A 24883-nucleotide genomic window follows, 5' to 3' on the forward strand; every position below is an offset into this window, starting at 1 on the left:
CAGGCGCGAGTCAATCGCGGCGTGCGGCAGCGGTCCCGAGCGTCGCCTGCGGATCCGTGCCGCCGCTCGCCGCCGTCAGGGGCGGGGCGAGTGACGGACCCAGTTCTTCTGCCCGCCCCGGCGGCGGCCCTGCGAGGCGGCCAGGCAGCGCGGGCAGATCCGGCCGACCGGGTCCGCCTCGGTGAGCACGTCCGTCGACGTGTACTCGAACCGCACGTGCGGGAAGCGGCGCAGCCGGGTCCGGCTGAGCGGGAGCCCGCAGACGGTCTGGTTCTGCCCGGGCAGCCAGGCGTGCGCCTCGCCGGCCGGTTCCCGTACGCCGTCCGGGCCCGTCTCCTCGCTGGAGGCCGCCACGGCCGGGGTGCTGCTCATCCTCATACGGGCACGGTTCCCCCACGCCGCCCCGCCCATGCCTGCCGCGTCGGTGCGGGCGACGGCCCGGCCGGCCGGGCCGGGCGCTGCTCAGCCGCGCCGGGCCAGCAGGGCGGCGACCAGGCAGGCGAACGCCGCCACCGAGGAAAGCGTGCGGACGAGATTCCCGCGTACCCAGGCCGCCTCGAACCAGGCCCGCACCTCGGCCAGGTCGGCGATCTGGTCCACCGGGCCGGCGGCCTCCAGCCGGTCGTTCAGCGGCACGTTGAGGCGCGCGGTCACCCCGACGGTGACCAGGTAGCAGGCCAGCGCGGCGACGGTCCAGACGAGGACGGCACCGCCCCGGTCCAGGTGCGCGGCGGCGGCCACGGCGAGCAGCAGCGGCGCGCCGAGGAAGGCGCCCAGGAACCAGCCGTTGAGGATCCTCCGGTTGATCGACTGCATGGTGCCGACCAGCGTCCGGCCGTCGGTGGCGGCCAGGCCCGGCATGACCGCGCAGGTGAACGCGAAGAACAGCCCCGCCACCAGCCCGGTGGTCAGGGTCGCCCCGGCCAGGGCGGCGGTACGGATCGTCTCGGTCATCGGTGCTCCTCCCCCGTCGTCGTCCCACCAGTCAACCGGGCGCTGCCCCTCCGGCCCATGGCCGAGCCGCTCATCCCCATAAGCGCCCGTCCACCGGGCTGTCACCCGTAGCGGGGCGTTCGACCGCTGCCGGAACCGAACCTGAACTCGTACCGGGTGGACGTCGACGTCAACGCCCGGCAGATGGCCCTCGTCAACCAGTGACCGCGACGGCCGCCCGAACTGCGGAAAAGCGCGCAGGCGGTGGTCAGGGGGTGCGGCGACGGGCCCAGGCGGTGAAGCGGTCGGCCAGGTCGACGCGGCGACCGCCGCCGTCCAGCTCGGCGAGCTGGGCGGCGGCCTCGACCTGGAGGGTGGCGAGGTGGACCAGCAGGGCGGTCCGGTCGGTCCGGTACTCGCCGAGCAGGCGCAGCTTCGCCGCCGAGCAGGGCCAGGCGATCCCGCAGGCCGCGCAGCGCCAGGTCGGGCGGGACGGTACGTGGTCGCGTCGCCGGGTCACCGCGACGGCACCCTGACGACGGTCGCCCGGTCCAGCCGGACGGAGGCGTACCGCTCGCGCGGTCGAAGCGTGCCGTCCGGGTTCAGCTCCCGGCCGCGCAGCTCGACCCACTCCGCGCCCTGGAACGGGCCCCGGTCGAGCACCTCGGTGACGTACATCGTGAGGACCCCGACGCCGAACCGGTAGGAGTCCTCCGGCACGCGGATCACCGCGCCCGGCGCGATCGTGCGCTCCCCGCGCGGCCTGTCGACCGTCACGTCTTCCTCCCGCCCGCCGGCCGGCCGGCCCGTCACCTGGAAGGGGGCCGCCCACGGACGCCCGCCCGGGGCGGCCCCCGCGAGGACCGCCCCCAGCCAACGCTCCACGAGCGGCCATCGCTGGTGACACTCTGCTGTGGAGGCGACTACGCTCGGAAGGCTCCGCGCGCGTCCGGGCCGGGCTGGCCGAGCCCACGCCCGACGGGTGGCGCAGGGGGTAGTCGATCTTCAAACTGGGAGGCCCTGAATGGCCGACGTGCCGAGCCCGCTCGCCGCGTTCATCGTGGGCGAGATCCGCCGCGCCCGGGGCGGTGCCGGCATGACGCAGGAGACCTTCGGCCGGGGCGCGGGCTTCAGCGCGTCACACGTCAGCGCCGTCGAGGGCGGCACCCGGGCGCTGACGATGGACTTCATCAAGGGAGCCGACCGGGCCCTCAGGACCGGCGGGCTCTTCGAACGGCTCGTCGCCAGCGTCGGCGCCCCGTCCTGGTTCCTCCCCTGGCTCGACGCCGAGCGCGCCGCACGGCAGCTACGGCTGTTCGAGCCTCTGTTGGTTCCCGGACTGCTGCAAACCGAGAACTACGCCCGCGTGGTCATGCGCCTCAACGACCTCATGTCAGCGACAGAGGTTGACCAGCAGGTCAGCGCCCGGATGGACCGGCAGAGCATCCTGACCGGCGACAACCCGCCGCAACTGGTCGCGGTCCTGGACGAGTCCGCGCTGCGGCGGACCGGCGACGGATTCAGCGGCATCATGGCCGAGCAGGTGGCGCACCTCGTCGCGATGGCAGAGCTGCCACACGTTCACGTGCACGTGATTCCAGCGGCGACCGGGCTGCACATCGGGTTGTCCGGTCCCTTCGCGCTGGCTCGGTCCGCCGATGGCGGGTGGGTCGGGCACCTGGAAAACCAGCTGGGCGGAGTTGTGGCCGACAGCAAGGATGATGTGGCTAGTCTTCTGGCGAAGTGGGAAGGCGTGCGGAACGAAGCGCTCCCGCGTCGGCAGTCCATCGACCTGATGAAGGAAGTGCGGAGTCATCATGGACCTCAGTAGCGCTCAGTGGCGCAAGCCCAGCCGTAGTGGTTCGAGCGGCGGGAACTGCGTCGAGGTGGCCGACAACCTGCCCGGCGTGGTCGCCGTCCGCGACTCGAAGGACCCGACCGGCCCCGCCCTGACCTTCGCCCCCACAGCGTGGCGCGCGTTCGTCGCCCGCACCGCCGGGCGAGCCTGACCCTCCCGTACGCCCGGAGGTGCCCGCTCCTGGACGGGCGGGCGTCTCCGGCGGAGAGCCTCGCACACCCCCCTGAGCTGCCGTTGTCACCGACGGCACGAAAGCCGAGAGTCGCAACCGGCCGCCTTCCGGTAACCTGAGCGCGCGGGCCGCTAGCTCAATGGCAGAGCTGTGGACTTTTAATCCATAGGTTCAGGGTTCGAGTCCCTGGCGGCCCACTCGCCCGCAGCTCAGCGGCCCCGGCCTGGGCCGCTGATGCCGTGATCGGGGCCGGTACAGCAGTGAAGTACAGCCGTCGGACTTGTCGCCGAACACCACTCGGTGCAGCTGGACGATCTCGGATCGACACTTGGGCCGTATGGCCCAGCAGCACTGGGCAGTCTCTTTCCGGGGTCCAGCCCCGGGCGGGTGCCGATAGCGGACCTATTGACCAGCCTTCTGTCGGATCAGTGACGGCACGCGGCAGCAGAGAGGGCGCGATCTTATTCTGGCCTATGTTCGACTCGATCCATCCCGCAAGCAGAGGAAATGCATGGATCTGACTGAGTTGGCCCAGGTTGGAGCTACCAGCGTTGTAGCCGCCATGACGACCGACGCGTGGGAGCATGTAAGACTGCGGTTGGCCGGGCTGCTCGGCGGCGGCAACAACGGCCGCCAAGAGGAGGTGGCCTCTGAACTGAGCCAGTCCCGGGAGCGCCTCGTCAACTCCGGCGAGGAGGAGGGTACCGCCGCAGGGGTAGAAGCCGAGTTGCGTGGCCAATTGCGAGAACGCCTACGCAACGATCCTACCTTCGCAGCCGAGTTCTCGGTCTTGGTCGAAGAGATCCAGCGGCAGGTGCCACAGCCCACCCAGTCGACCGTTCGGCAGCACGGCGTGGCCACCCGCGGAGGAACGGTGATACAGGCGGGCAGAGATGTCAACGGGATCAAGACAAAGTAGGGCCGCGGTTCAAGTCACCCCGCAGTCTCCAGTTCGAACGCACCGGGATCCCGCATCAAGGGGGATGGATCATTGCACGAACAGCCCAACGGACCCTGGACCGCGCAGCCGGCACCGACTTTCATCGATACTCCGGCGTTTCCGGCCGAGTACCCACTAACTCCGCCCCATAGGGAGCAAACTGAGGTTGCGGCCAGCGGATCCGCTACTGTTACCGCAGAGTTCACGCCTAGTGAGGCCGGATCGGTCCGTCAGACCGCTGAAATATTTGCCACCCAATCTCGGATCATCCAAGCTGGCAGGGACGTAAACCTAACAGAACAGAAGTTGCGCTGGCTGCCCTTGGTACCGATTAACGAGGAGGTAGAACGCTGCACGGCAGCCTTCTACCCGCCCCGTCGCTATGATGAAGCGGAAAGACTTCTTTCCCGTCCGGAGTGCGGCGTACTCGTGCTATCTGGCCGACCCGGCACGGGCAGGCGCAGCAGCGCCTTGAATCTCTTGGCGGACAGGGGCGCACACGGCGTTCGTGAGTGCCTGACTGACTGGACGCCGACACCGCGCACTGACGTGTTGCCCAAGGAGTTCGAGGGCCGATATCTGCTAGACCTCACAAATGAAGCGACCGCGATTCCCGAGCAGTTCGGCCGGAGTCTTCCTGCTTACGGGCGTGAGCTAGCGGCCCTAGACGCTCGAATGATCGTCTTGGTGACGGAAAAGCTATGGCAGGAATGTGCAGGCGAGACGGCGAGCATTACGGTCGAACTGCACGCACCAGCCGTGCGTTCGGTACTTGGCGTCCACCTGCACGAATTGGATGACCACCTCTCATGGCTTGATGACAGCGATGGCCTGCGGATGCTCGTCGAGGAGCTTGAAGCCAGCACATCAGGGCCGCGGCGGGTGGCCGAGCTGGCGGAAATCGTCAAACGTCACACTCCGTTCGAAGAGTCGGCCGTAGATCAGATTCGGGAAGCGTTTCGTCACTGGAAACGCTATCTAGATCGACAGTTCGCGGAATATAGAGACGCGAAGAACCTTGACGCCGGCGCCGTTCAGGCCCAGCAGTCGGGGGCTGCTCGCGCCAGAGCGCTGCTGATCGCTGTCGCGGTCTTGGATGGCGCTCCATCCGAAGTGGTGCTTGATGCCTGCGATGAACTTCTGAGGAAGCTTAAGGCACACCCCTCCGCACGGGACATCCTCATCGGCCCAGAACTGCAGGACCTCATCGATGTGATCGATGCTGAACTTGTCGGCGACACGATCACCGTCACGCGAAAGTATCCTGGGCTGGATAAGGCGGTACTCGAACGCGTCTGGCAACAACGTCCGCAATTGCGTACCCCAATTCGCAGCTGGCTGGAGCAGATCACTTCAGCTGGTGCGGTTGCAAATGACCACCTTGATCGCGTTGCGGACGTGCTCGTCCGAATGGCAGCTGATCTAGGGTCCTTGGAAACTCTCGACATCGTGCAGAAGTGGCTGGCCCAGAAGTCCCGGCACCGAACTCTGGCTATTACCATCCTCGAACGCTTGGCAGTTAGCAAGGAAGTCGGGTCCGTCGTCCGCAGGCGCCTCTACGAGTGGGCAAGCCGAAAGAGCAGCGTTGAGGTCCTTACGGGAGTGGCAGAAGTTTGCGCAGGCCAACTCGCTCACCACAGCGTCAAAGCCGCCTTATCTCGACTGCGTCTGCTACTCAGCCATGAGGTTACGGCTGCCCGGCCCGCTGCTGCTCAGGCACTTAGACAGCTCGCCGTCGACGACGAGCTGGGAGATGAGGTGGTGGCGGTGGTATTCGACTGGTTCGATCGCCAAGACCACCAAGCCGGCGCTCTCGGCCTACTTGCCCTAATCGACCCGGCACTGGATCCGCCCACAACGGACCTGATCCACGCTATCGCCGCAGACCCCACACGCGCAGAAGCCTTGCGCCAAGCCTGGTCGGCTTTGATCGCCGTCGAGACGACCCGGCCTGCTGCGATGAACGTCGTGGAGAACTGGTTTGCCAGCGCCGACACCGGGAGGCTGAACCCTGCAGTCGCAATTACTATCCTAGCTCCAATCATTCGAAACAATCTGACCAGTGACAGTTTCAAGGAATTTGTAACCCAAGGCAGCACCTCCGAAACCCGCAAGAACCTCATCGTGTCGCTCGTCATGGGCACCGCACCGACCCCCATCCCGGCGAACACGGACGTTCGGTGACATTCATCCGGCTATGGCGGCGGAGGGCTGGGCGTTGGCGGACCCATCGGTTCATCGCACGCCTGGGCTCTAACCTGCCTGGCGCCGTGCTCACAGCGAAATTCACCACCGCATGGCGAGCTGGAGACGACGTTACGCGTAGGAGTGTCGAGCCATTCCTACGGCGCGAACTCCGCCTTAGGGCTGCGGCAATAGCTTCTCATTACTCAGTCGACCAGTATTCCGCGGCCGCAGACGAGATCCAACTCGCCGTGGGAACACTCTGTCTGTGCCATGACCACCTCGGCAGCGTCGAGGCCACGAGCATGGTCAGAGTGACCGTCGACCCCAGCAGTAGAAAACTCCAAGAAGACCGTCTCTACAAGCACCGCGATCACCAGCTGCGGACCGAGGTCGAGAAGGTTCGCGCGGCCGCGCTCCGCGACGAGGTTTTCGGCGATCTTCGCACAACTCTTGCATGGCTACTGCTCCGGTTCCCGGAGCTGTCTACCGCGGCTCCCGGTGAGCTCATTAGGCAAATGATCAAGGAGGCGGAGCAGCAGCACGCCGAGAGTCTCGTGATCGATGAGCGCCAGCAGGTCATAACTGACCTTGTCAGCTGGTTGACTAGTGGAGCAGAGGGCCCACAAGCGGCACTCAAAACCCTCGACTTCGTGCTTGAACCATTTGGCGAGGACCAACTACGACAAAGACTCAGGATGTTGAATACTCTAGGCCCTGAAAGCGTCCCGATTGTCCGGCAGGGGTCGGTGAGTGTAGGCACCTCTGAGAGGGAGACTCAGACGAGACAGGTTCTCTAGGGCCTCGTCCTCCTGAGGTTGGCGTACCTGTTCGAGCTACCGGCTATGGACCTGGTCTGATCTGAACCGGGCTAGCAGACGACGGGCAGACCTACCGTTACTAGCGATCCAGCGCCTTGCCGAGTCGCTTGAGCGCGTCGCGGGTGGCCGCCGATGACACCACCGTGTAGATCTCCATGGTGATGGCGAACTGCGCGTGCCGGAGGATCTGCATCGCCACCCGAGGGTGCACGTCCAGGTCGGCCAGGAGCGAGGCGCAGGTCCGCCGGGCGTCCCTGACGGTGATCCGCCGGACGTCGGCGGCGTCGCAGCGCCGATCCCAGAAGCGGTTGAAGTTGCGCGGCTCGACCGGCCGGCCGTAGCGGGTGGTGAAGATCAGGCCGGACGGCTGCCAGGCGGGGCCGGCGGCGACCCGGGCGGCGGTCTGGGCGGTGCGGCGGCGGTCGAGCGCCACGGTGCAGATGTCCGGCAGCGGCAGAGTGGCGTCCGAGGCGGCCGTCTTTGTCTCCCGGTGCAGCAGTTCGGCACCAACTCGCTGGAGCTGCCGGTCGATGGTCAACTCCCCCGCGTCGAGGTCGACGTCAGCCCAGGTGAGCCCCAACATCTCACCCTTGCGCAGACCGAGCACCAGGACCAGGACGTACGCGGCGTAGAGCAGATCGTCGTCGGCGCGGGCCGACTCCAGGAAGCGGCGGGCCTCGTCGCTCGTCCACGCTTTCCGCTTGCGCTTGCGTACCGGTGGCAGCTTCACCAGGGACGCGACGTTACGGGTGATCAGCCCTTCGGTGATCGCGTGGGACAGCAGCGTCCGGAGCACGGTCCGCAGGTGGGTGACGCTCGTTGCCGAGGGCAGATCCCGGCAGCAGCGGCCGAGGGCACAGCAGCGACGCTGGGCGGGCTTGCGCCGCTCGTCCTTGCCCTGGGCACAGCACTGGCAGGTCCGCCCGACCTCGTTGATCCACGTCTGGACGTCGCTCACTCGAAGCTTGTCGAGCCGCTTCCGGCCCAGCCCTGGCACGAGGTAGAGCCGGACCACCACCTCGTAGGTGACGTAGCTGCCCGGAGCGAGGTTCGGCTTGACGATCTCCCGCAGCCAGTAGCCGGCGTACTCCCCCACCGTCGGAGAGCGCGTCGCCACCGGGCCGGCTTTGGCCTGCCCGTGCAGCTTGATCCACTTATCGTGGACGGCCTCGCGGGTCTGTCCGTAGACCCACTTCCGACCCCGCTTGCCGTCGGGCTTCTCGACCCAGACGTACGCGGCGAAGCCGTTCCGGTACGGGAAGATCGAGCCTTCGCCGTTGGCTCGACTGCGTCCCGGCATCAGGCCGCCTCCTGCCGCTCGACCTGGTCACGGATGTAGTCGTCGACCCATTCGGAAAGGATGCGGCGGTACTTGCCGTCCTTGATTGAGCGCAGCTCGCCAGTGGCGATCTTCATCTTGACCTTGGAGATGCCGAAACCGAGCAGGACGGCGACCTCAGCTGGCGAGTACCAGCGCGGGGTGAGGTTTCTGCTCATGCGGCGGCTCCGATGAGCCAGGCTTCGTGGGCGAGTTCTTCCCGGCCGATACGTCTGGCCTGCCGGCGCTTGGCGGCGGCAGTGTTGGCCAGGAGCGCATCGCCTTCGGTGAGCCACCCGGAGCCGGCGTAGGTAAGAGCGCCAACCGCCACGCTGTCGGTGGGGTCGTCGTCCTCGGCGCGGCGGTAGGTCGCGCGGATGTCCCGGAGCAGGCCGAAGGTGACGGAATAGCGGCGGGCCTTGGTGAGGAAGTGACCGCCGAAGCCGAGCATGTGCGCCCAGCGGCGCAGCCCGGCGTAGGCGTTCGGTCTGGTGTCAAGGCTGTCTTGACGGTCGTCGGCCATTACGGCGCCGCTGGCGGTGTCGATGCCGGTGGGCCGTCCGAGGTGCCAGCAGGCGTCGATGAGGCGGGCGAGGTGGTCGCCTTCCGGATCGGCGTAGTCGTCGATCGTGGCAGGGGTGAGCCGGGTCGATTGGTGGCCGGTGGCTTCGGTTGCCTTGGTGGCGTACTTGGCGAGGTAGGCGGCCACCTTGCCGTCGGTCAGCTCGCCGCCGGCACTGTTGATACGCCGGACATCGACCTGCTCGCCCCAGGCGACCACCCAGCCGCGTTGCTGGTCGGGGTGCGGGGGCGTGGTGACGGTGATCTGGCGTGCGGCGGCGTGGACGGCTGCCTCCAGATCGTCGACGGTGGTCCCCACCGGCGGCGGCACGAGCGTGTCCAGGTCGTCGGAGTCGACGCCGTCGAGGCGCAGCAGGACGTGGAAGTGGACGGCGGCTCGGCGCTGCATCTCGGCGACCTTGCCGTGCGACACCCGCACCGGCGGCAGCCGGCGCATCTTGCCGGAGTCGGTGACGACCTGGACGAATGGGATGCCACGTCGGCGGCACAGCGCAGCGAGGTGTCGTTCGATGGCCTGCTTGGTGCGCCGCCATAGCTCGCCTGAGAAGTAGTTCCAGACGACCTGGTGGCCGTGGTCGTAGCAGTCCAGGCACAGCGGCTGTCCGAGCCGCGAGTCGTCGGCGTCGTGACGGGCGAAGCACGCCGCCGGCTGCCCGTGCGGGCAGGTGCCGGCGCTGCTTCGGGCACGGCAGGGAGCCGGACGGCAGTCGCAGCGCTGGCGAGTGGTGCAGTTGTGGCGAGGGACGTGCCGGTGGTGGACCGCACCGAAGGACGGCGCAGTGAAGGTGGCGAAGACGACCGGATGCCGATCGACCGAGGCGGGGACGCCCTTGCCGCCAGTCAGGCCGCAGCGCACGACCTGGTAGGCGTCACCGGCGTAGACCCAGGCGCAGTCGGGGCAGTGCGATTCGCGGCGGTTGCCGCACGCCGTGTAGAGCGCGCCGTCGGGCAGCTCGTCGGTGTGCTGCTCGCCCAGGACCCGGCCGGTGTCTCGCTCGACAGCGGCGATCGTGCCGGTAAGGCGGACCGGGCGGGCGCAGCCGCCGGCGGTGCGGGTGTGCTCCAGCCAGCCGGAGAACTCAGGCATGGCGGCACGGTGCAGGGCTTGGGCGTCACGGCCGCTGGCGATGCCGGGACGGTACAGGTCGAGGGGTGTGGACACGGCTCTCCTCACGGGGTGGCAGGGACGGAGAACGAAGCACCACCAGCCGTGGACGTTTGTCCGCTGGTGGTGTTCGTCGTGTCTCCTGGCACCGCCGGAAGGGCGGCTCACGCCGGAGGGCGGCTGGCTGGTAACGCCAGTTCCCGCCGATAGGTCATGTCCTTTGCGCCCGTGGACTCGGTGATGAGGGCTGGCACGGGCGGGAGCCTGGATGGTCGGCATCCGGTGGGTCGCCGCAGGCTGCCCCACCCGTGGAGGTGCGCGAATCCGGGCCATCGTGGACGGCAGGAAAGGCCGTGCTGGGCCGCTCAGCGGATTCGGGGAACCGGCCACAGCGGCCGGTGCGATCGAGAGCCTGCGGGACGTGGCCCGCATCAGCGGCAGGAAGGCCGCTCGGCATCTCCGACGTCGAATCCAGCGATCCGGCAGGTAGGCCGCGCTGTCGTGCTCGACGAGCGCCAGAGTAGCACCGGGTGCCGACACGTCAACCCGCCGTGACCCCGGAGCAAGGGCGGACCGACCGGCTGCCGGCCGGTGTGGGAGGACTTTCTGTACGTCTATCAAGGCGGCCCTGAACGGGCCGCACGCGCCGCCGCCTGGGCGCGCGTCCGTCGCTTCGCTGGCGCTCCGACTCCGGCCACGCAACACGCCCGGCGGCTGGCGCGAGGAGCCGAAAGCCCGGAGGGGCCGCCGCAGACGGGGTAGTTGAGAGTGGTGGAGGTCCGTCGCCGGCAGCCGGCCCCTGCGCCGCGCCCGAGCAGCGCGGCGCAGGGAGGGCGCGTGCCGGGTCCGCGCGGCAAGCCCCAAGCATGGGGGCGGTGTCCGCGCAGTGGCATGCCGGTCGCCCAGGAGCCGGCTCCGCAGCCGCTCAGGGTCAGGTCAACCGCTTACCTGGGAGGGGAGGGGTGGCCGCCGGTGGCCAGCTCCGAACCCGGGAGCCGGGTCCGTGCCGGGCAAGGTTAGGTCAACTGCGCCACTGTGGCGGTATCCGCCGAGGGCGCGGTCCGCGACACGAAAGCCAACTCAATCTGTTCCGGCAGCGTCCGTACGTGCGTCAAACCCGCTTTACTGGCGGGCCGGGAGGCGACCCGCTCCCCATGAGAGTGGATCGATGGCGCACGGATTGGCGGGGGAGAATCAACAAGGAGAGAGTGAGCTGTTATCTGATAGGGGATGGGGGTGCATCTCTACACAAGGGGTCAGCATATCCATGGCTGGCGCGAAGCAACCTCGATATCATAGGCCGATTTAAGGTTCGTGAGGAAAAGTCATAATGGAACCGTTCCGGGCAAAAAGTGCGTACTCGGATTTCGTTGTTGGCCACGCGGTCCATTCCGCCTTTTGGATGCAGAAGGGTGGTATGCGTTTCATCCACCCTCAAGACATACCGCCATTGTGGAGTAGGATCGCGAACCGTTGCGACGAGATCAGGCGGAGGTAACGGTACCAGCGCGAAAGCGACTATCGGAAGCAATAGCCACACAGCTCCAAGGATGCGCAGTAGTCGAGAAGGATGAGGAGGGGCAAAAATTAACAAGAGGGATGATGCCAGCATCGCTGCCACCAAGTGAAGGGCATAGCTTGTAAGCACGCCTATACCGAGAAATCCGGAGAAAATTGCCCAGAAAATTAGACCCCGTGACGCCTGCTTGGCCTCCTCAACATCAGAACCCTTGAGGACAGGATATATCGCCAACAAGAACAGGGGAATGCCGCTCCCAATCATGAGAAGGGTGCCAGAAATCACGAGTGGCAGAAATGTGACCGCATTCATGGCCTCGAAAAAAACAGTCAGATCTCCGCGCGATAATACGAATAAGCGTTCAACGGCAAAAACTACGGGGATGACGGCCGCAACGGTACCCAAAATTGCTCCTGCCCGATCTGCGGGATCCCTTGAGTCGGCATTGCCACCGTTGCCCCGCATTTCTCCATGAGAGGCAGCCGCAGTCGCAAGACCGGATCCTTTGCCCCGACTTTTGCGATTTCTTGAGGACCGACTGCCGCTCATGGTTGCCTCGAATCCAAAATCTCAACTGGCCAGCGTCCCGCACGCTCGCACTCTGGCACATCAGGACGTCTGGTCGCGAGCCGTAGGCTCACCAGAGATGTGTCGGGTTGTGGCAGACCGCTTGAGCAGCACGGGAGGGTGTGACCGACTGCTGCTCGCCCTCCTGTCGGCGTGGGGCACACAAGGGGCACAAGACACTGTGAACGTCGTCAAGCAGCGGCTACCGGTGGCCGCTTGAGACGCCTTATGGGCAGGCATCGATCGTCATTCCCGCTGGTTACGACGTAGCGGACTGCGTTCCGCTTCAACGTCTGACGCTCGCGATTGAGTGACCAACTGGGTGACGACGGATGCGAGCAAGGATGGACGCCCATGGACGATAGCGGACCGTACCGGCAGGCCAGCCCGGCTGCGCGGGCAGGTCACCCCGCAGTGATCGTTCTTTCGGGACGAAGGAGTCAAGCTCTATCGGCGAGATAGCGGCAGAGGGAGTTGACATCCGTAGGAGCATTGGGATGGCGCGGATTGCTCAAAGCTCTTCCTGCGAGTACTCAGCTACGATCTCAATAATCTCTTGAATGCTGGCATTGCAGTTTCGGAAGGAAATCCGTTCAAGGATGGTGGCGTCTGAGCGAATAACATTCGACAGCAAGGCATGAATAAATGACTGTGTTGCCAGCTCGACGCCAGCAAAGTCGAGCGCAACGCTGCCGCCGTCTGCCAAGGCTCGCTTAAGAACCCTGTCCCGGATCCTAGCCGCCGCATCCTTGTCCCCACCAAAGGATCCAGCGTACCTAGAGATTGTAATCTTCTTCACGAGAACCTCGGCTTGAATCGGGCCGCCTTTTGCTTCTTTACGTCGATATGGTAGACTTGGCCAATTTGTCGGAGCAATTCGACGAAGCCGACGGGGCTGTCTATTTGAAGGTCGATGCCGACGGCGGTACCCCGGTAGCTCGCATTCGGAATGCCAAACCACGTAACCCGGTCGTTAGCAATGTCCGCGTTGATTTGTGGATTCCTCTGAGTTAGCAGCTTCATCATGCAATCGCCAGATACGACGACCATGTGGTGCCGGGACAGCGTAGCCATGGACTTCAGGAAGAATAGGCCGGCCCCTCCGTTCGTCTCATTGCCTCCGAAGCGCGGCGACGCGCCAGTTATGCCAGGCCGTAAGGCGAGTGATATAGCTTCCCGGTCTGAGTTGGCGCGATGGCTCCGGCTGATGCTTCTGTTAATCCCGATTCCCGCGTCTGCTACGCCAAGGAGAAGTCTTCGATTCATCTGTGAAACCTGAGCCGCTACAAAAGCGCCCGTGCTGCTGCCTGAGTGTTCGAGAACATTTCGGATCAATTCGAAGAGAACGTACTTTACGGCATCCGCATCGCGTGGCTCCATATGGAGAAGCGGCACGAAATCCTTGATGAAGTCGTTCAACTCCTCATTGGTTAGGATGTTTCTTACCGGGATGAAGCGGCCTGCCGCCTCATGCTCTCTAACCGAAATGTCCACCTCGGTATTGATGTGGGAGAAAACGTTCATTCGACGGAGGTAGCGTGTGCTGGAGTTGACGGTCAGATTTTTGACCTGAGTTGACTGGCCGGCAGAGTCGGCTGCCGCGCCAGTTGCCGCAATCATGGCCAATACCACCGGATGTAGCGAGAAGAGGCCCTCACGTAGGACAAGCGTGAACTCCTCTTTGTCGTCATCTTCCAGAAGCCGAAGAAATCGCTCCAAGTCGGCTAGATAAGCTCGCCCTGGCAGGGAGATCCGCAAGTCAACTCCTCCTCGATCATGCCCGCCCTCGACCGCACGTCGTAGGTCAGGGTAGCGAAGTAGCTCCATGGCCGCCGCGCTGCAAGTCGTGTTGATGTCTTAGGGCTGGACGATGCTGCCAGTACACCGGCAGAGTGGCTGTCGACAGCAACGCTGACAGCAACCGCGCTGGACGGCAGCACGCTGACGAGCACCGGCACGGACGAAGCTCCGAGCGCTCAGCCGTTACCGCACGTGTGGACGCCATGCAAAGAGCTTGTAAGCGAGGTGTCACGGCGGAGGCTGACCCGTGCCCGTTGCGTGCCCGATGCTGCGGTCGCAGACGGACAACGACGGTCAAGGTCTCACGGTGGCTAAGATGCCTGCCCAGCAGCAACGGCAGGTGGCAGGGGCGCCGAAACCGTAGCTTCGAGAATTCCTAAACCGTGTGTCCTGGCGGCTGCCAAGCCGGCGACTAACGGGGCCAGCCGCGGACCGCACGACCATGCTCCCCCGGTGAGGTTCGCTGAACGGCCACGGAGAGGTCAGCGGCCTACGCGGATGCGGTCAGCGGCGTACAACTCGCGTGAGCCGTCAGCGCGAAAGATCACGATGACCGGGATGCCCTCGCCCATCTCCAGCTCGCGTCGCTCGACGGGTGTGGGCATCCGAGCGGTGACGGTGTCGCCCTTGAGAAGGGTCACCGTCTCGGTCGGTTCGACGGCGCGGACGAACGTGCCGCGCGGCGGTTCCACGATCACGAGCCCTTCCGACCGGAGCAGTGCTACCGCTTGTCGGACGCTTGTTCGGCTCAGCCCGTACTCCTGAGCCAACCGCAGCTCGCTCGGCAGTGAAGCCCCGGGCGCCAGGTCGCCAGACGTGATCCGGTCTCGCAGGAGGTCCGCGAGCTGCCGGAACACGGCACGATCCGCACTGGGGTCGATCACGAACTTGACGCTATGCGTCCAACAGCCCTACATCTTATTGTATCTACAGTCCTACGTCATTACGGTGACGTGAGCTGCGGCATTGCACCGAGGGCCCGCCCCGACGTGCTGTCCGCGATGTTGACCGACACCCGAGGAGAGACCTGGTGCCTCGCGTCTCATACGAGGAGTACTTGGTAGCCGTCGCGCTCACTCTGGCCAGGCGGCACCGGCCGGTCTGGTCATGGCGGCGATGGCGGAAGGTCTGCCGATGTGGAGGCGAGCTGCCCTGCCATACCAGGCATCGAATCCCGATCAACAGAGGGCACTGGCCGTCAGACCACGACCGGCAAGGCGCCCCGGCATCGGAGTGGCGGCCAGCGCGAAAGACGCCGCAATGACGACGCACCTCCCGGTCACACCGGCTTGGACGTGCGGCGGCTGCGGTGCCGACTGGCCCTGCCAGCCCCGACGGCGCGAACTGCGAGCGGAGTACGACAGCGCCCCGGTGTCGCTGGCCCTCTACCTGGCCGCCCAGCTCGTTGACGCCGCCCAGGACCTGGCCCACGTTTCCGCCGACCGCCTGCACCGTCGATTCCTCGGCTGGATCCGATGAGCATCCTGCGGGCCGGCGACGAGAAGTTCCACTACAGCGACGGCTCCCACAAGTGGATCCCACCCGACCCCGACTTCGACCAAGAGGTCTGGGACGAGCAGGTCCGCCAACACAAGGAAGGACACCTGAGGAACGAGCAACCCAAGGTCCGCATCCAGCGCCTCATCTGACGCCAGCAGTACAGCAGCGAAGTACAGCAACCGTGCCAGCCGAACCCGGTCGAGAAGCGCGCCAGCAGCCCGGATGACCTCGGACCACACCGCAGAAGGCCGGCTCGCCGGGTTCAGGGTTCGAGTCCCTGGCGGCCCACTACAAACCGCCCCTGAGCTGCGAGAACGCCGAGCAGAGATCATCGGGCGCAACTCAACTCCGATCTTGGTCCGCGCGAGGTTCCCGCCGGGTGCTGTCTGCGTCCCGCAGGAGGCCGCCGACCAGGCCGCGCGGCCGGTCCTTCTTCGGCATCCAGTGGACGTAGGTCTTCGAAGCGAACTGGACCATAGTCGAGCTGTACGCCCGGCCGGCCGTACTCGCAAAGCGCATCCAGTCGCGGGGCATCGGGGACGAAGACCAACGCTTCGTGGCTGTCGAGCAGACACTTCGCCTCCCGGTGGCAGACATGCGAATCGACACCGAGGCTGTGTCAGTCAGTGAAGCGGCTAATGCCTTCAAGCGATTGGTCAATCGCTCATAACGCAACGCCCGCCACACGTCAGCGTGACTACTGTGCTGACAGCCGCCTACCACTTCCGGAAATTGCAGACGTCAGAAATTGCCGCCTGCATGAGTTCCCAGGCTCGACTGGGATTGACATATCCACTAGCTGCGCCCGTGTAGCGACTCGTGTCACGAATCAGAAGCACGGCGCCCACCCACCCTACAAGAATCGAGACTATGGCTACAGGAAGGATCGTGAGGATGATTGGGACGACAATCTCTTTGGCATTCGCAAAGCGCCCCAGAAGCATCAAAACAAGCATGATCGGCATACTCGTGAGGCCGATCCGAAGCCCGAGGGTGGCCGCGCGCCACCGCGAACTCTGCTGGATCTCCATAATCTCACCTCTAATGCGGACGGACACAAGGGAGTCGGAGACAATCCAGAGACTTCCCGGCACATCGGCCTTGGTGCTGCAGTTCACGCACCTTACGGTGAAGCGCATGTCGGGTCTCAGGACCTGCGTGACAGATCAGTCTCGGGACGTGAGTGACAGGTCTGGCTAAACGACCTAAAGATCCTCAGTCCAGACGCCCACTGGATGATCCTCGGGCCGCTTCCAGAGCTGAGGCTGATGGTGGCGGAGCTGCTCGTCGCTCTCGTGGTCCCAGTGAAACCGGCCCTGACGATCGGGCCAGATGACTTGCAGGAAGGGCAGCGGTGGCTTGCGGTAGAAGGCGATGGCCCGGCCAAAGAACGCCTTGTACCAGCGGTAGTCGATCGACTTGAGGTGGGCAGGGTACCGCTTGATGACGTCGTCGCGCACCTGCTCGGCTTCCAGGGCGGCACCGTTAGCCGCGTTGGTGCCCAGGTTGTTGAGGCACGCCTTCGACACTTCGACGTCCAAGCCGAACGTGGCGAGTTCTGGCATGCGGAGGGTGTGCCAGAGTCCGACTGTGTAAGCCCAACCAGGTCCCTTGTTGTCCTCGGGGATCATCTTGACGCTCCAGCCGTGCTGCTGGATGTGCCCGATCGTGGACAACTCCAACGGGTGCAGATCGGCTGGGTCGCCGTAGTCGTGGCAGAGGATGCAGCTGCAAGGCGGCTCGGCTTGAATCACGCCGTGATCGTAGGGCCACGTGTCCCGCCGTCACCCTTTAGGACGTCACGCAGGTCCTGATGCCGATCTGTCACGCAGATCCCGAGACCGGACATCACGGTGAAGCGTCGGCTCCGACTCTCGGGGCCCATCAGACCGACACGGGAGCGGAGCTCCAGCCAGAACGCTCAACCTTTGCCAGACACGCCCTGGGGATCCGGCCAATGGCTTCGGGTCAGGTCCGCTTGCGGCTCGCGATCTCGTCAGAGAGCTGCTGCACATGGGCGGGGTCTGCGTCCCGGGCAAGGGCGACGTAGTGGTCCATGACGGCCGGCCGGTAGCGCACGGGCAACGTCTGTCCTGGGGCGAGTCGGGAGAGCTCGGTGATCGTGAGGTCTTCGTCTGCGATACCGCGGAACGAGATGCCGTCGGCGGTCTCCACGTCGAACATCAGGACCACGCGTGGACTGCCGTCGCTGCTGACCTCCCGCCAGTCGACGAGAACGCCGAGCGCAAGCGCCCCCGTACGCAGTTCCGCATTGCGCTTCCGTGCATCACTGCTCAGGAGCGGGTTCGGGGCGACGCCCGGGAAGTCGGGCCCGACGCCGAGCGATTCCCGACTCAGGTCGGGCCTGAGCTGCGCCATCAGATCGTTTAGCGTCTTTTTCCACCCGAACATCCTGCCCCCTCCCCTCACACCGGTGCCGGAATCTCGGCCTGGCGCTTCGCCCTCACCGCGACTGTACGTCACGCGCCAATCCCGACCACCGTCGCATCGCCCCGTCCCGATGGGGTCGCCGTCTGCGGTCACGGACGGGCTCGGTCGAGAGAAACCGCAAGTTGGTCAAGCGCATGAACGTCGAGATCATTGCCTGCCGGTACCACTACGGCGACCGGTAACGGATCCCGGACAATGATCCGCCATGCCCCGGCCGCGCCGCAGCGCCGGTCCCAGAGCCGTCAAGTTGCGCGGCTCGACGGGCCGGCGGTGCTCGGAACCTTGCAAAGCCGATCCACTGGCAGGACGGCTCCGCGACGCGGGCGAGGCGTTGACGCACCTGGCCGACCGGAGCGTCAGAACCGCCTGAACTCGTGGCAGGGTCTTGCTCACCGTCTGAACCTGAAGCCGAGGAGAACCATGTCGAAGGACGTCACCGTCGATCTCATCCGGTCGGTGATCGAGGCCATGAACGGACCGTCGTTGGCCAGGGAGATGCGCGGGCCCGTGGAGGGCTGGGAGTCGCTGGCGATGATCCTGGAGTTCGGCGAGGGCTATCGCAGCGCGCACGGGTACGCGTACTCGCCCGACGGCGTCATCACGGCCGTGTCCTGCGGCTGGTCGAGCATCGAATCGGCGGTCCATGCGTACTTGGGGAGCCACTACAAGCCCGGTGATCTGCTGCCCGTGAAGATCCTCGTGCAGTTCGACCGGACGACCGGCAGGTACCAGGTGACGTTCGAGGACACGGACGAGGAACGCTGGGCGGTGAGGCCGGCGAACTACAGGGAGATGCGCGAAGCGCTGCGCCCGAAGTTCGACTGACACAGTCGTGACCTGGGCGTACTGCGTCCAGGTGTGCCCGCTCAGGGAACGGCGTTGCGCAACCCCTGCGCCGGCCGGTTAGGCTGCTGCCATGACCAGCTCGCCCGCGTACCCGATGACGTCCCCCGACGTCCAGATCGGCGCGCGGCGACGCCGGCGGTTCCGCGACCGCCTGCGCTGAGTCTTCTTCTCCTGCGACCGGCGGATCGAGCCGCCGGTCATCGTCGATCGTCCTCGGTCCGCCCGCATCCCCATCCGGTGATCCGCGCGGCGGATCCGAGCGAGATCGGCGTACCCCATGGACCTGGAGAAACTGCTGACCGACCGGCTGGCGCCGGCGTTCGCGACGGTGGCCGGCGGGCCGGTGGACCCGGTCGTGCGGCGCTCCCAGCGCGCGGACTTCCAGTCCGACGCGGCGCTGGCGCTGGCCCGGCGGCTCGGCCGGCCGCCGCGCGCCATCGCCGCCGAGGTGCTGGACCGCGTGGAACTGGCCGACCTGTGCAGCGCGGCGGAGGTCTCCGGGCCGGGCTTCCTCAACCTGACCATCGCCGATCGGGCCCTCGGCGGACTGGTCTCCGCGCTGGCCACCGACCCGCGGCTCGGGGTGCCGCTGGTCACCGAGCCGGAGACGGTGGTGGTCGACTACTCGGCGCCGAACGTGGCGAAGGAGATGCACGTCGGGCACCTGCGGTCGACGGTGATCGGCGACGCGGCAGCCCGGCTGCTGGAGTGGCTGGGGCACCGGGTGCTGCGGGCCAACCACCTGGGTGACTGGGGCACGCCGTTCGGCATGCTGATCGAGCACCTAATCGACCTGGGCGGGGCCGAGGCGGCGCGCGAGCTGTCCATGGGTGACCTGGACTCGTTCTACAAGGCGGCCCGGGCCACGTTCGACGCGGATGAGGCGTTCCGGGAACGGTCCCGGCGGCGGGTGGTGGCCCTGCAGAGCGACGATCCGGGGACGCTTCGGCTGTGGCGGTTGCTGGTGGGGCAGTCCGAGCGGTACTTCATGACCGTCTACGACCTGCTCGACGTGACCCTCACCGAGCGGGACTTCCACGGTGAGAGCAGCTACAACGACCTGCTCGGCCCGGTGGTCGAGGAGCTGGACCGCCTGGGGCTGCTGCGGGAGAGCGAGGGCGCGGCCTGCGTTTTCCCGCCCGGCTCGGTGGGCCGTGACGGCGAGCCGCTGCCGCTGATCGTCCGCAAGTCCGACGGCGGGTACGGCTACCCGGCGACCGACCTGGCGGCGATCCGGTACCGGACGGGCACGCTGGGCGCCACCCGGCTGCTCTACGTGGTCGGGCTACCGCAGCGGCGGCACTTCGACATGGTCTACGCCGCCGCCGCGCAGGCCGGCTGGCTGGCCCCGCCGGCCCGGGCCGAGCACGTCGGGTTCGGCTCGATCCTCGGGCCGGACGGGCGGATGCTGCGCAGCAGGGCCGGCGGCTCGGTGAAACTGGTCGGACTGCTGGAGGAGGCGATCGTCCGAGCCACCGCGCTGGCCCGGGAGCGGAACCCGAGCCTGGGCGAGGCGGAGGCGGACGAGGTGGGCCGGGCGGTCGGCATCGGCGCGATCAAGTACGCGGACCTGTCCAGCGACCGGCACAAGGACTACGTGCTCGACTGGGAGCGGATGCTGTCGCTGGACGGCAACACCGCGCCCTATCTCCAGTACGCGTACTCGCGGATCCGGTCGATCTTCCGGCGGGCCGGGGTGGCGGCCCGGCCGGACGCGGCGATCTCGCTGGCCGATCCGGCCGAACGGGCGCTCGCCTTCGAACTGGTCGGCTTCGGGACGGTGGTCGGCGAGGTGGCGGACAGCCTGGAGTTCCACCACCTGACCGGATACCTGTACCGGCTGGCCGTCGCGTTCAGCGCGTTCTACGAGCGCTGCCCCGTGCTTCGCGCCGACGAGCCGGTCCGGGAGAGCCGCCTGGCGCTCTGCGACCTCACCGCCCGGGTGCTCCGACAGGGGCTGTACCTGCTCGGCATCAGGACTCCCGAACGCATGTGATCAGCGTGTCGACCGCCCGCACCTGCCGGGCGAGGTCGTCGCCTGCCGGTACCGCCGCGGCGACCGGTGGTGGACGAGAGTTCGCTCTGGTTCGTTTCCGGCGACCAGTGCTCGGCCGGAGGGCCCGGGGCGACGGCGTGACCGCCGCCGGCACCGGGCCCTCGCTGCCACCGTCAGTCGACTACGACAGGTACTTGGACACCACGCCGGCGTCGATGACCGCCTCTTCGCCGCCGGCGAGAGTGACCGAGCCGCTGTAGCCGTACCTGTTGTGGCCGCCGGTCTCGTTCAGGTAGTAGACCAGGTCGGAATCGGGCGAGGTGATGAAGCTGTACGGGTCGCGTACGTAGAACTCGCTGCGGTAGGTGCCCGGCCGCACCTGGGCGGTGTACGTGCCGTCCGGGTTCACGGTGGCCACCGCGGCGAATCCCTGGCCACCCACCACGATCTGGTAGATGCCCTGGTAGCCGGGGGGTGCACCGGGCTCGCCGGCGTCGCGGACGTTGTCCCGGTCGCTGTCGACCCAGACGATGCCCCGGACGGTCGCCGGCTGCAGGACGGTGGCCCGGGTGCGCAGGGTGTTGTTGTCCAGGGTCGTCTCGGTCGAGGTGGTCGACAGGGTGGCGGTCAGGTCGAGGACGTCGCCGGGGTCTGCGCCCGAGATGGTGGCCGTGATGCCGAGCAGGTAGCTGTTCTCTCCCGGGCGCAGCGGCGCGTGGGTGCAGCGCCAGCCCGGCTGGCCTCCGGCGAGGTCGTCGCCGTAGCCACAGGCCCAGCCCTCGTGGCTCTCGCCGTGCCGGACCGTGCCGGCGGGCAGCGGCACGGTGACGGTCAGGTCGCCGGAGGGAGAGGTGCCGTCGTTCGACACGACCGAATGCAGGCCGAACACCTCACCCTCGATCAACTCATGGTCGCGCGGCTCGCTCGTGAACCTGACGTCCACGGTGCCGGGGATGTAGCGCAGGCTGGCCTGACCGGTGTTGTTGGCGGTGGACGACTCGCGACCGCCGGTGGCTGTCGCGCTCACCACGACCTGGTCGCCAACCGTGCCGGCGCCCACGCCGAACGGGATGCGCAGTGGTTCCGCCGTCGCACCAGCCGCAAGCGGTGCGTGGGTGCAGGTGGCTGCGGGAGTCACGAGGGCGCACTGCCAGCTGGGTGGGACCGAGACCCCGTCGCCGAACCAGCTGCCGGCGGCGAGGGACACGACCAGGGTGACGTTCTCGCTGGCGTTGGTGCCCGCGTTGTGGAGGCCGACCGTCAGGGTCGACCAGCCGCCGGTGTCAGGGACCTCGGTCGGGTCGACGCTAGCGGTGACGACCAGGTCGGCCCGGGCAGGTGCCGCGCTGGCGGGGGCCGTGGCGAGCAGACCCACCAAGGTCATTGCCAGTGAACTCCCCGCGAGCACACTGAGCCGGACGAGGCGGCGTCCAGGAATTGCAGACATTGGGTCCTTCCGTCGGAGGGATGACTCCGGGCCGACAGCCCGGCGGGACGACAGGTTCGTTCCTGTTGTCCGTCTGCTGAGCGCCGCGAGATCGCTATCCGTTACCTCTCTGCCACAGGAAGAGGGGGTCTGCCGCGCCCGGAAGATCGACGCCGGCAACGGCACCGCAGGTCACAGGGTGATGACCACCTTCGCCCGCGCGTGTTCACCTTCCAGGTACCGGATGGCCCGGGGCACCTCGTGCAGCGGATAGGTCCGGTCGATGACCGGGGTGAGGCGGCCGGCCTCGGCGTGGGCGCGGAGCGTGTCGAGGTGCTGCCGGCCGGGCGCCGCGGTGAGGGTGACGATGCGCTGGCGGACGAGGGGCGCCAGCAGCCGTCCGCGCGCGAGAAGCCAGACCGGCCCGACGAGGCTGCCGCCGCCGTACACGCCGCCGCCGGAGAGCACCAGCGTCCCGGTGGGGGTCAGCGCCCGCCGGAGCGCGGTGAGTGAGCGGTTGCCGACCAGGTCGAACACGACGTCGTGGCGGCGGTCGCCGCGGGTGAAGTCGTCGCGGGTGTAGTCGACGACGTGGTCGGCGCCGAGGGAGCGGACCAGGTCGACGTTGTGGGTTCTGCACACTCCGGTCACGGTCGCGCCGAGCGCCTTGGCCAGTTGGACGGCCAGGGTGCCGACGCCGCCGGAGGCGCCGTTGATGAGGACGCGATGGCCGGGCTCGACCCGCCCGACGTCGCGCAGCCCCATGAGCGCGGTGACACCGGCCAGCGGCAGGGCGGCCGCCTGCTGCGGGGTCAGGTTCGCCGGCTTCGGCGCGACCAGGCTCGCGGGCACGCACACGTACTCGGCGAACGCGCCGTTGGCGTCGCCGAGGTCGCCGAAGACGGCGTCACCCGGGCGGATTTGTCGAACCTGGCTGCCGACGGCCTCGACCCGGCCGGCGAAGTCGCGGCCACGGATGCGCGCGCGGGGCCGCGTCCGGCCCATCGCCAACCGCGCCATCCGCGGATCGCCACGCATGGCGTGCCAGTCGTACGCGTTGAGCGCGGCGGCCTCGACCCGCACGAGCACCTCGTCGACGGCGGGCACCGGCGCGTCGACGTCCGCGAGCGTGAGCGTCTCCGGCGGGCCGTACCGGTCCTGGACTATCGCCTTCATCTCTCAACCTCCCGCTGGGTGTACGCCGTACACCGAATGTAGGTGTACGGCGTACACCCGTCAAGGCGGTTATGGTTTCAACCGCCGCCGAAGACGAGGACCGAGATGGCTGAGCAGGCTGAGACGCTGCGCCGGACGCCGCTGAGCAGGGACCGGATCCTGCACGCCGCCGTCGCGCTCGCCGACGAGGCCGGGATCGAGTCCCTCAGCATGCGCAACCTCGCCCAGGATCTGGGCGTCGTGCCGATGGCGCTCTACAAGCACGTGGCCAACAAGGACGAACTGCTCGACGGCATGATCGACGTCGTCGTCGGCGAGATCGACCCGCCGGTGCCTGATGCGGACTGGAAGCACGCGGTCCGCAGCCGCATCCTCTCGGCGCGGCAGGTGCTGCGGCGCCACCCCTGGGCGCCGCTCGCGATCGAGTCGCGGAACATGGCGACGCCGGCCGTCCTCGCATACCTCGACTCGATGGTCGGGACGTTCCGGGCCGGCGGGTTCTCCGCCGACCTCGCCCACCACGTGATGCACGCGATGGGCAGCCGGATCCTGGGCTTCAGCCAGGAGCTGTTCGACGCCTCCCGGCGCGCCGGCCGCTCCGGCACGGCCAGCTCAGACCCACCGCAGTCCTTCCCGCCAGAGGTCGCGGCCCGGTTCCCGCACCTCGCGGAGATCTCCACGGCCGCGTCCCACGACGACGCGTCGGTCGTGGGGCAGGGCTGCGACGACCAGTTCGAGTTCGAGTTCGCGCTGGACCTGCTGCTGGACGGCATCGAACGGCTGCGACAGCAGGACTGGACGTCGTCGCGCCGACCCCGCTGAGACCCGACCCGCCGTACGAACAGCAGCAACCGGGCAGTACCTGTGGCGCGGCCGGCCGGGCCGGCGACGAGTGTCGCCGATCCGACCGGTCCGGCACCCACCACGCGGGGCTGACCGCTCAGGGGGTGTACGGCGTGTCCGTGCGGCTGACCTCGACGAGCCGGCTGCCGCTGAGTTCGTAGACGGCCGTACGTCGCACGGCGACCTCCGCCGAGGACGCGTCCTCGGGGCGGGTCAGGTAGACCACCGTCGCCCGTCGCGACCTGATCGAGACCGATTCGACCGGCGTACGGTCGCCGATGTCGACCATGGTGACGTAGACGGGCCGACCGTCGATGTTGCCGTACATCACGACCTGCCAGAACTTGCCGGTCCCGCCGCCGTCCATCAGCACCGGGACCAGCGCGTCGGCCGCCTCGTCGCCGGTCAGGTCGCCGACGGCACACGGCTGTTGCATGTGCACGACGGTGCCGTCCTCCCCGGACCACATGCCGTCGACCAGCGGGATCGGTTCCGCGTAGCCGTTGTACCGCTCGGTTCCGTTGCCGAGCGCGGCGGTCTTGAGCTGCTCGCAGGTGAGGGCCCGGAGCGTGGCGGGCGCTCCCGATGTGTCGGGTCTGGCCGACGGCGCCGGGTCCGGCTCCGCTGTCCCGTCGTCCGCGCCGGCGGTGCTGGCCGTCGGCCGTGCGGAGGCCGCCGGCTCCGGGGCGTCCGGCGGCGTGGTGATCGTGACGCATCCGCTCAGCGCCGCCACCAGGGCGAGTGCCGCGACGGGCAGCAGGGTCCTACGCATTGATCTTCTTTCTCCTCGGGTGGCCCGGAGCGTAGTGCGCCTCCGCCACGGCCGGCGGCCAGCGGACGGAGGCG

26 protein-coding genes and 1 tRNA gene are annotated in these 24883 nt (G+C 67.2%); 11 read left to right on the forward strand and 16 right to left on the reverse strand.

The window, feature by feature from the left end:
• Positions 1 to 75: 75 nt before the first annotated feature.
• From AB0883_RS12520 to AB0883_RS12535, 4 genes are all read right to left on the reverse strand, one after another.
• Complete coding sequence (locus AB0883_RS12520; protein WP_366641280.1) at positions 76 to 378, reverse strand: hypothetical protein; 303 nt, start codon at positions 376 to 378, stop codon at positions 76 to 78.
• 84 nt (positions 379 to 462) lie between these two features.
• A complete protein-coding gene (locus tag AB0883_RS12525) occupies positions 463 to 954 on the reverse strand; it encodes an anthrone oxygenase family protein (protein ID WP_366641281.1) in 492 nt (163 codons plus the stop codon).
• A gap of 247 nt (positions 955 to 1201) precedes the next feature.
• Positions 1202 to 1453, reverse strand: a complete 252-nt coding sequence (locus AB0883_RS12530) for a flavin reductase (RefSeq protein ID WP_366641282.1) — start codon at positions 1451 to 1453, stop codon at positions 1202 to 1204.
• Positions 1450 to 1710 carry a hypothetical protein gene (locus AB0883_RS12535; protein ID WP_366641283.1) on the reverse strand — a complete coding sequence of 87 codons (261 nt, stop codon included), beginning with the start codon at positions 1708 to 1710 and terminating at the stop codon, positions 1450 to 1452. Before AB0883_RS12535 ends, AB0883_RS12530 begins: the two co-directional genes overlap by 4 nt.
• Before the next feature lie 247 nt (positions 1711 to 1957).
• On the opposite strand from AB0883_RS12535, the gene AB0883_RS12540 reads away from it, so the two are divergent.
• From AB0883_RS12540 to AB0883_RS12565, 6 genes are all read left to right on the forward strand, one after another.
• Positions 1958 to 2764 (forward strand): helix-turn-helix transcriptional regulator, encoded by an 807-nt coding sequence (locus AB0883_RS12540; protein WP_366641284.1) that lies wholly within the window; start codon positions 1958 to 1960, stop codon positions 2762 to 2764.
• Positions 2751 to 2942 carry a DUF397 domain-containing protein gene (locus AB0883_RS12545; RefSeq protein WP_366641285.1) on the forward strand — a complete coding sequence of 64 codons (192 nt, stop codon included), beginning with the start codon at positions 2751 to 2753 and terminating at the stop codon, positions 2940 to 2942. The genes AB0883_RS12540 and AB0883_RS12545 overlap by 14 nt, the downstream gene beginning before the upstream one ends.
• Before the next feature lie 146 nt (positions 2943 to 3088).
• Positions 3089 to 3160 (forward strand) — tRNA-Lys (locus AB0883_RS12550).
• Between the two features lie 314 nt (positions 3161 to 3474).
• Complete coding sequence (locus AB0883_RS12555; protein WP_366641286.1) at positions 3475 to 3882, forward strand: hypothetical protein; 408 nt, start codon at positions 3475 to 3477, stop codon at positions 3880 to 3882.
• A gap of 696 nt (positions 3883 to 4578) precedes the next feature.
• Positions 4579 to 6087, forward strand: coding sequence for a hypothetical protein (locus AB0883_RS12560; RefSeq protein WP_366641287.1), 1509 nt, complete (start codon positions 4579 to 4581; stop codon positions 6085 to 6087).
• A gap of 86 nt (positions 6088 to 6173) precedes the next feature.
• Positions 6174 to 6887 carry a hypothetical protein gene (locus AB0883_RS12565; RefSeq protein ID WP_366641288.1) on the forward strand — a complete coding sequence of 238 codons (714 nt, stop codon included), beginning with the start codon at positions 6174 to 6176 and terminating at the stop codon, positions 6885 to 6887.
• A 100-nt stretch (positions 6888 to 6987) separates the two neighbouring features.
• Here the strand turns inward: AB0883_RS12565 and AB0883_RS12570 are convergent, their stop codons facing one another.
• The 6 genes from AB0883_RS12570 to AB0883_RS12595 form a co-directional block, all read right to left on the reverse strand.
• Positions 6988 to 8208 carry a tyrosine-type recombinase/integrase gene (locus tag AB0883_RS12570; protein WP_366641289.1) on the reverse strand — a complete coding sequence of 407 codons (1221 nt, stop codon included), beginning with the start codon at positions 8206 to 8208 and terminating at the stop codon, positions 6988 to 6990.
• Positions 8208 to 8405, reverse strand: a complete 198-nt coding sequence (locus AB0883_RS12575) for an excisionase family DNA-binding protein (RefSeq protein WP_366641290.1) — start codon at positions 8403 to 8405, stop codon at positions 8208 to 8210. The genes AB0883_RS12570 and AB0883_RS12575 overlap by 1 nt, the downstream gene beginning before the upstream one ends.
• Positions 8402 to 9970 carry a replication initiator gene (locus AB0883_RS12580; protein ID WP_366641291.1) on the reverse strand — a complete coding sequence of 523 codons (1569 nt, stop codon included), beginning with the start codon at positions 9968 to 9970 and terminating at the stop codon, positions 8402 to 8404. The genes AB0883_RS12575 and AB0883_RS12580 overlap by 4 nt, the downstream gene beginning before the upstream one ends.
• A 2540-nt stretch (positions 9971 to 12510) precedes the next feature.
• Positions 12511 to 12798, reverse strand: coding sequence for an STAS-like domain-containing protein (locus AB0883_RS12585; protein ID WP_366641292.1), 288 nt, complete (start codon positions 12796 to 12798; stop codon positions 12511 to 12513).
• Complete coding sequence (locus tag AB0883_RS12590; protein ID WP_366641293.1) at positions 12795 to 13757, reverse strand: ATP-binding protein; 963 nt, start codon at positions 13755 to 13757, stop codon at positions 12795 to 12797. The genes AB0883_RS12585 and AB0883_RS12590 overlap by 4 nt, the downstream gene beginning before the upstream one ends.
• 524 nt (positions 13758 to 14281) lie before the next feature.
• The gene (locus AB0883_RS12595) at positions 14282 to 14683 is read right to left on the reverse strand and encodes a winged helix-turn-helix domain-containing protein (protein WP_366641294.1); all 402 of its coding nucleotides are present in this window, start codon (positions 14681 to 14683) and stop codon (positions 14282 to 14284) included.
• A gap of 376 nt (positions 14684 to 15059) precedes the next feature.
• Here AB0883_RS12595 and AB0883_RS12600 point away from each other — a divergent pair, with 376 nt between their 5' ends.
• Complete coding sequence (locus AB0883_RS12600) at positions 15060 to 15278, forward strand: flavin reductase (RefSeq protein WP_366641295.1); 219 nt, start codon at positions 15060 to 15062, stop codon at positions 15276 to 15278.
• Entirely contained in the window at positions 15275 to 15448 is a 174-nt protein-coding gene (locus AB0883_RS12605; protein WP_366641296.1) for a hypothetical protein, read from the forward strand. The genes AB0883_RS12600 and AB0883_RS12605 overlap by 4 nt, the downstream gene beginning before the upstream one ends.
• A gap of 567 nt (positions 15449 to 16015) precedes the next feature.
• Here the strand turns inward: AB0883_RS12605 and AB0883_RS12610 are convergent.
• The 3 genes from AB0883_RS12610 to AB0883_RS12620 form a co-directional block, all read right to left on the reverse strand.
• Positions 16016 to 16417, reverse strand: coding sequence for a hypothetical protein (locus AB0883_RS12610; protein ID WP_366641297.1), 402 nt, complete (start codon positions 16415 to 16417; stop codon positions 16016 to 16018).
• Between the two features lie 87 nt (positions 16418 to 16504).
• Positions 16505 to 17053, reverse strand: coding sequence for a DUF4262 domain-containing protein (locus AB0883_RS12615; protein ID WP_366641298.1), 549 nt, complete (start codon positions 17051 to 17053; stop codon positions 16505 to 16507).
• 214 nt (positions 17054 to 17267) lie between these two features.
• Entirely contained in the window at positions 17268 to 17711 is a 444-nt protein-coding gene (locus AB0883_RS12620; protein WP_366641299.1) for a hypothetical protein, read from the reverse strand.
• 459 nt (positions 17712 to 18170) lie between these two features.
• Between AB0883_RS12620 and AB0883_RS12625 the strand changes: the two genes are divergently transcribed.
• Positions 18171 to 18575: a hypothetical protein gene (locus AB0883_RS12625; protein WP_366641300.1), complete on the forward strand. Its 405-nt coding sequence runs from the start codon at positions 18171 to 18173 to the stop codon at positions 18573 to 18575.
• A gap of 298 nt (positions 18576 to 18873) precedes the next feature.
• A complete protein-coding gene (gene argS / locus AB0883_RS12630) occupies positions 18874 to 20592 on the forward strand; it encodes an arginine--tRNA ligase (protein WP_366641301.1) in 1719 nt (572 codons plus the stop codon).
• Between the two features lie 181 nt (positions 20593 to 20773).
• On the opposite strand, the gene AB0883_RS12635 is transcribed toward argS, so the two are convergent.
• Positions 20774 to 21976, reverse strand: a complete 1203-nt coding sequence (locus AB0883_RS12635) for a hypothetical protein (protein WP_366641302.1) — start codon at positions 21974 to 21976, stop codon at positions 20774 to 20776.
• 234 nt (positions 21977 to 22210) lie between these two features.
• Entirely contained in the window at positions 22211 to 23194 is a 984-nt protein-coding gene (locus AB0883_RS12640) for an NAD(P)-dependent alcohol dehydrogenase (protein ID WP_366641303.1), read from the reverse strand.
• 105 nt (positions 23195 to 23299) lie between these two features.
• Here AB0883_RS12640 and AB0883_RS12645 point away from each other — a divergent pair, with 105 nt between their 5' ends.
• Positions 23300 to 24016 (forward strand): TetR/AcrR family transcriptional regulator C-terminal domain-containing protein, encoded by a 717-nt coding sequence (locus AB0883_RS12645; RefSeq protein WP_366641304.1) that lies wholly within the window; start codon positions 23300 to 23302, stop codon positions 24014 to 24016.
• A 118-nt stretch (positions 24017 to 24134) separates the two neighbouring features.
• On the opposite strand, the gene AB0883_RS12650 is transcribed toward AB0883_RS12645, so the two are convergent.
• On the reverse strand, positions 24135 to 24809 hold the full coding sequence (locus AB0883_RS12650) for a hypothetical protein (protein WP_366641305.1): 675 nt from the start codon (positions 24807 to 24809) through the stop codon (positions 24135 to 24137).
• Positions 24810 to 24883 lie beyond the last annotated feature (74 nt).

The organism is Micromonospora sp. NPDC047812, from assembly GCF_040704175.1.
In the GTDB taxonomy this organism is placed as follows: domain Bacteria; phylum Actinomycetota; class Actinomycetes; order Mycobacteriales; family Micromonosporaceae; genus Micromonospora.

Excerpts from the sequence above, each read along its gene's own strand:
- AB0883_RS12520 (WP_366641280.1), bottom strand. The coding sequence starts at position 378 with ATGAGGATGAGCAGCACCCCGGCCGTGGCGGCCTCCAGCGAGGAGACG.
- AB0883_RS12525 (WP_366641281.1), bottom strand. The coding sequence starts at position 954 with ATGACCGAGACGATCCGTACCGCCGCCCTGGCCGGGGCGACCCTGACC.
- AB0883_RS12540 (WP_366641284.1), top strand. The coding sequence starts at position 1,958 with ATGGCCGACGTGCCGAGCCCGCTCGCCGCGTTCATCGTGGGCGAGATC.
- AB0883_RS12545 (WP_366641285.1), top strand. The coding sequence starts at position 2,751 with ATGGACCTCAGTAGCGCTCAGTGGCGCAAGCCCAGCCGTAGTGGTTCG.
- AB0883_RS12555 (WP_366641286.1), top strand. The coding sequence starts at position 3,475 with ATGGATCTGACTGAGTTGGCCCAGGTTGGAGCTACCAGCGTTGTAGCC.
- AB0883_RS12560 (WP_366641287.1), top strand. The coding sequence starts at position 4,579 with ATGATCGTCTTGGTGACGGAAAAGCTATGGCAGGAATGTGCAGGCGAG.
- AB0883_RS12570 (WP_366641289.1), bottom strand. The coding sequence starts at position 8,208 with ATGCCGGGACGCAGTCGAGCCAACGGCGAAGGCTCGATCTTCCCGTAC.
- AB0883_RS12575 (WP_366641290.1), bottom strand. The coding sequence starts at position 8,405 with ATGAGCAGAAACCTCACCCCGCGCTGGTACTCGCCAGCTGAGGTCGCC.
- AB0883_RS12600 (WP_366641295.1), top strand. The coding sequence starts at position 15,060 with ATGACGACGCACCTCCCGGTCACACCGGCTTGGACGTGCGGCGGCTGC.
- AB0883_RS12605 (WP_366641296.1), top strand. The coding sequence starts at position 15,275 with ATGAGCATCCTGCGGGCCGGCGACGAGAAGTTCCACTACAGCGACGGC.
- AB0883_RS12620 (WP_366641299.1), bottom strand. The coding sequence starts at position 17,711 with ATGTTCGGGTGGAAAAAGACGCTAAACGATCTGATGGCGCAGCTCAGG.
- AB0883_RS12625 (WP_366641300.1), top strand. The coding sequence starts at position 18,171 with ATGTCGAAGGACGTCACCGTCGATCTCATCCGGTCGGTGATCGAGGCC.
- argS (WP_366641301.1), top strand. The coding sequence starts at position 18,874 with ATGGACCTGGAGAAACTGCTGACCGACCGGCTGGCGCCGGCGTTCGCG.
- AB0883_RS12635 (WP_366641302.1), bottom strand. The coding sequence starts at position 21,976 with ATGACCTTGGTGGGTCTGCTCGCCACGGCCCCCGCCAGCGCGGCACCT.
- AB0883_RS12640 (WP_366641303.1), bottom strand. The coding sequence starts at position 23,194 with ATGAAGGCGATAGTCCAGGACCGGTACGGCCCGCCGGAGACGCTCACG.
- AB0883_RS12645 (WP_366641304.1), top strand. The coding sequence starts at position 23,300 with ATGGCTGAGCAGGCTGAGACGCTGCGCCGGACGCCGCTGAGCAGGGAC.
- AB0883_RS12650 (WP_366641305.1), bottom strand. The coding sequence starts at position 24,809 with ATGCGTAGGACCCTGCTGCCCGTCGCGGCACTCGCCCTGGTGGCGGCG.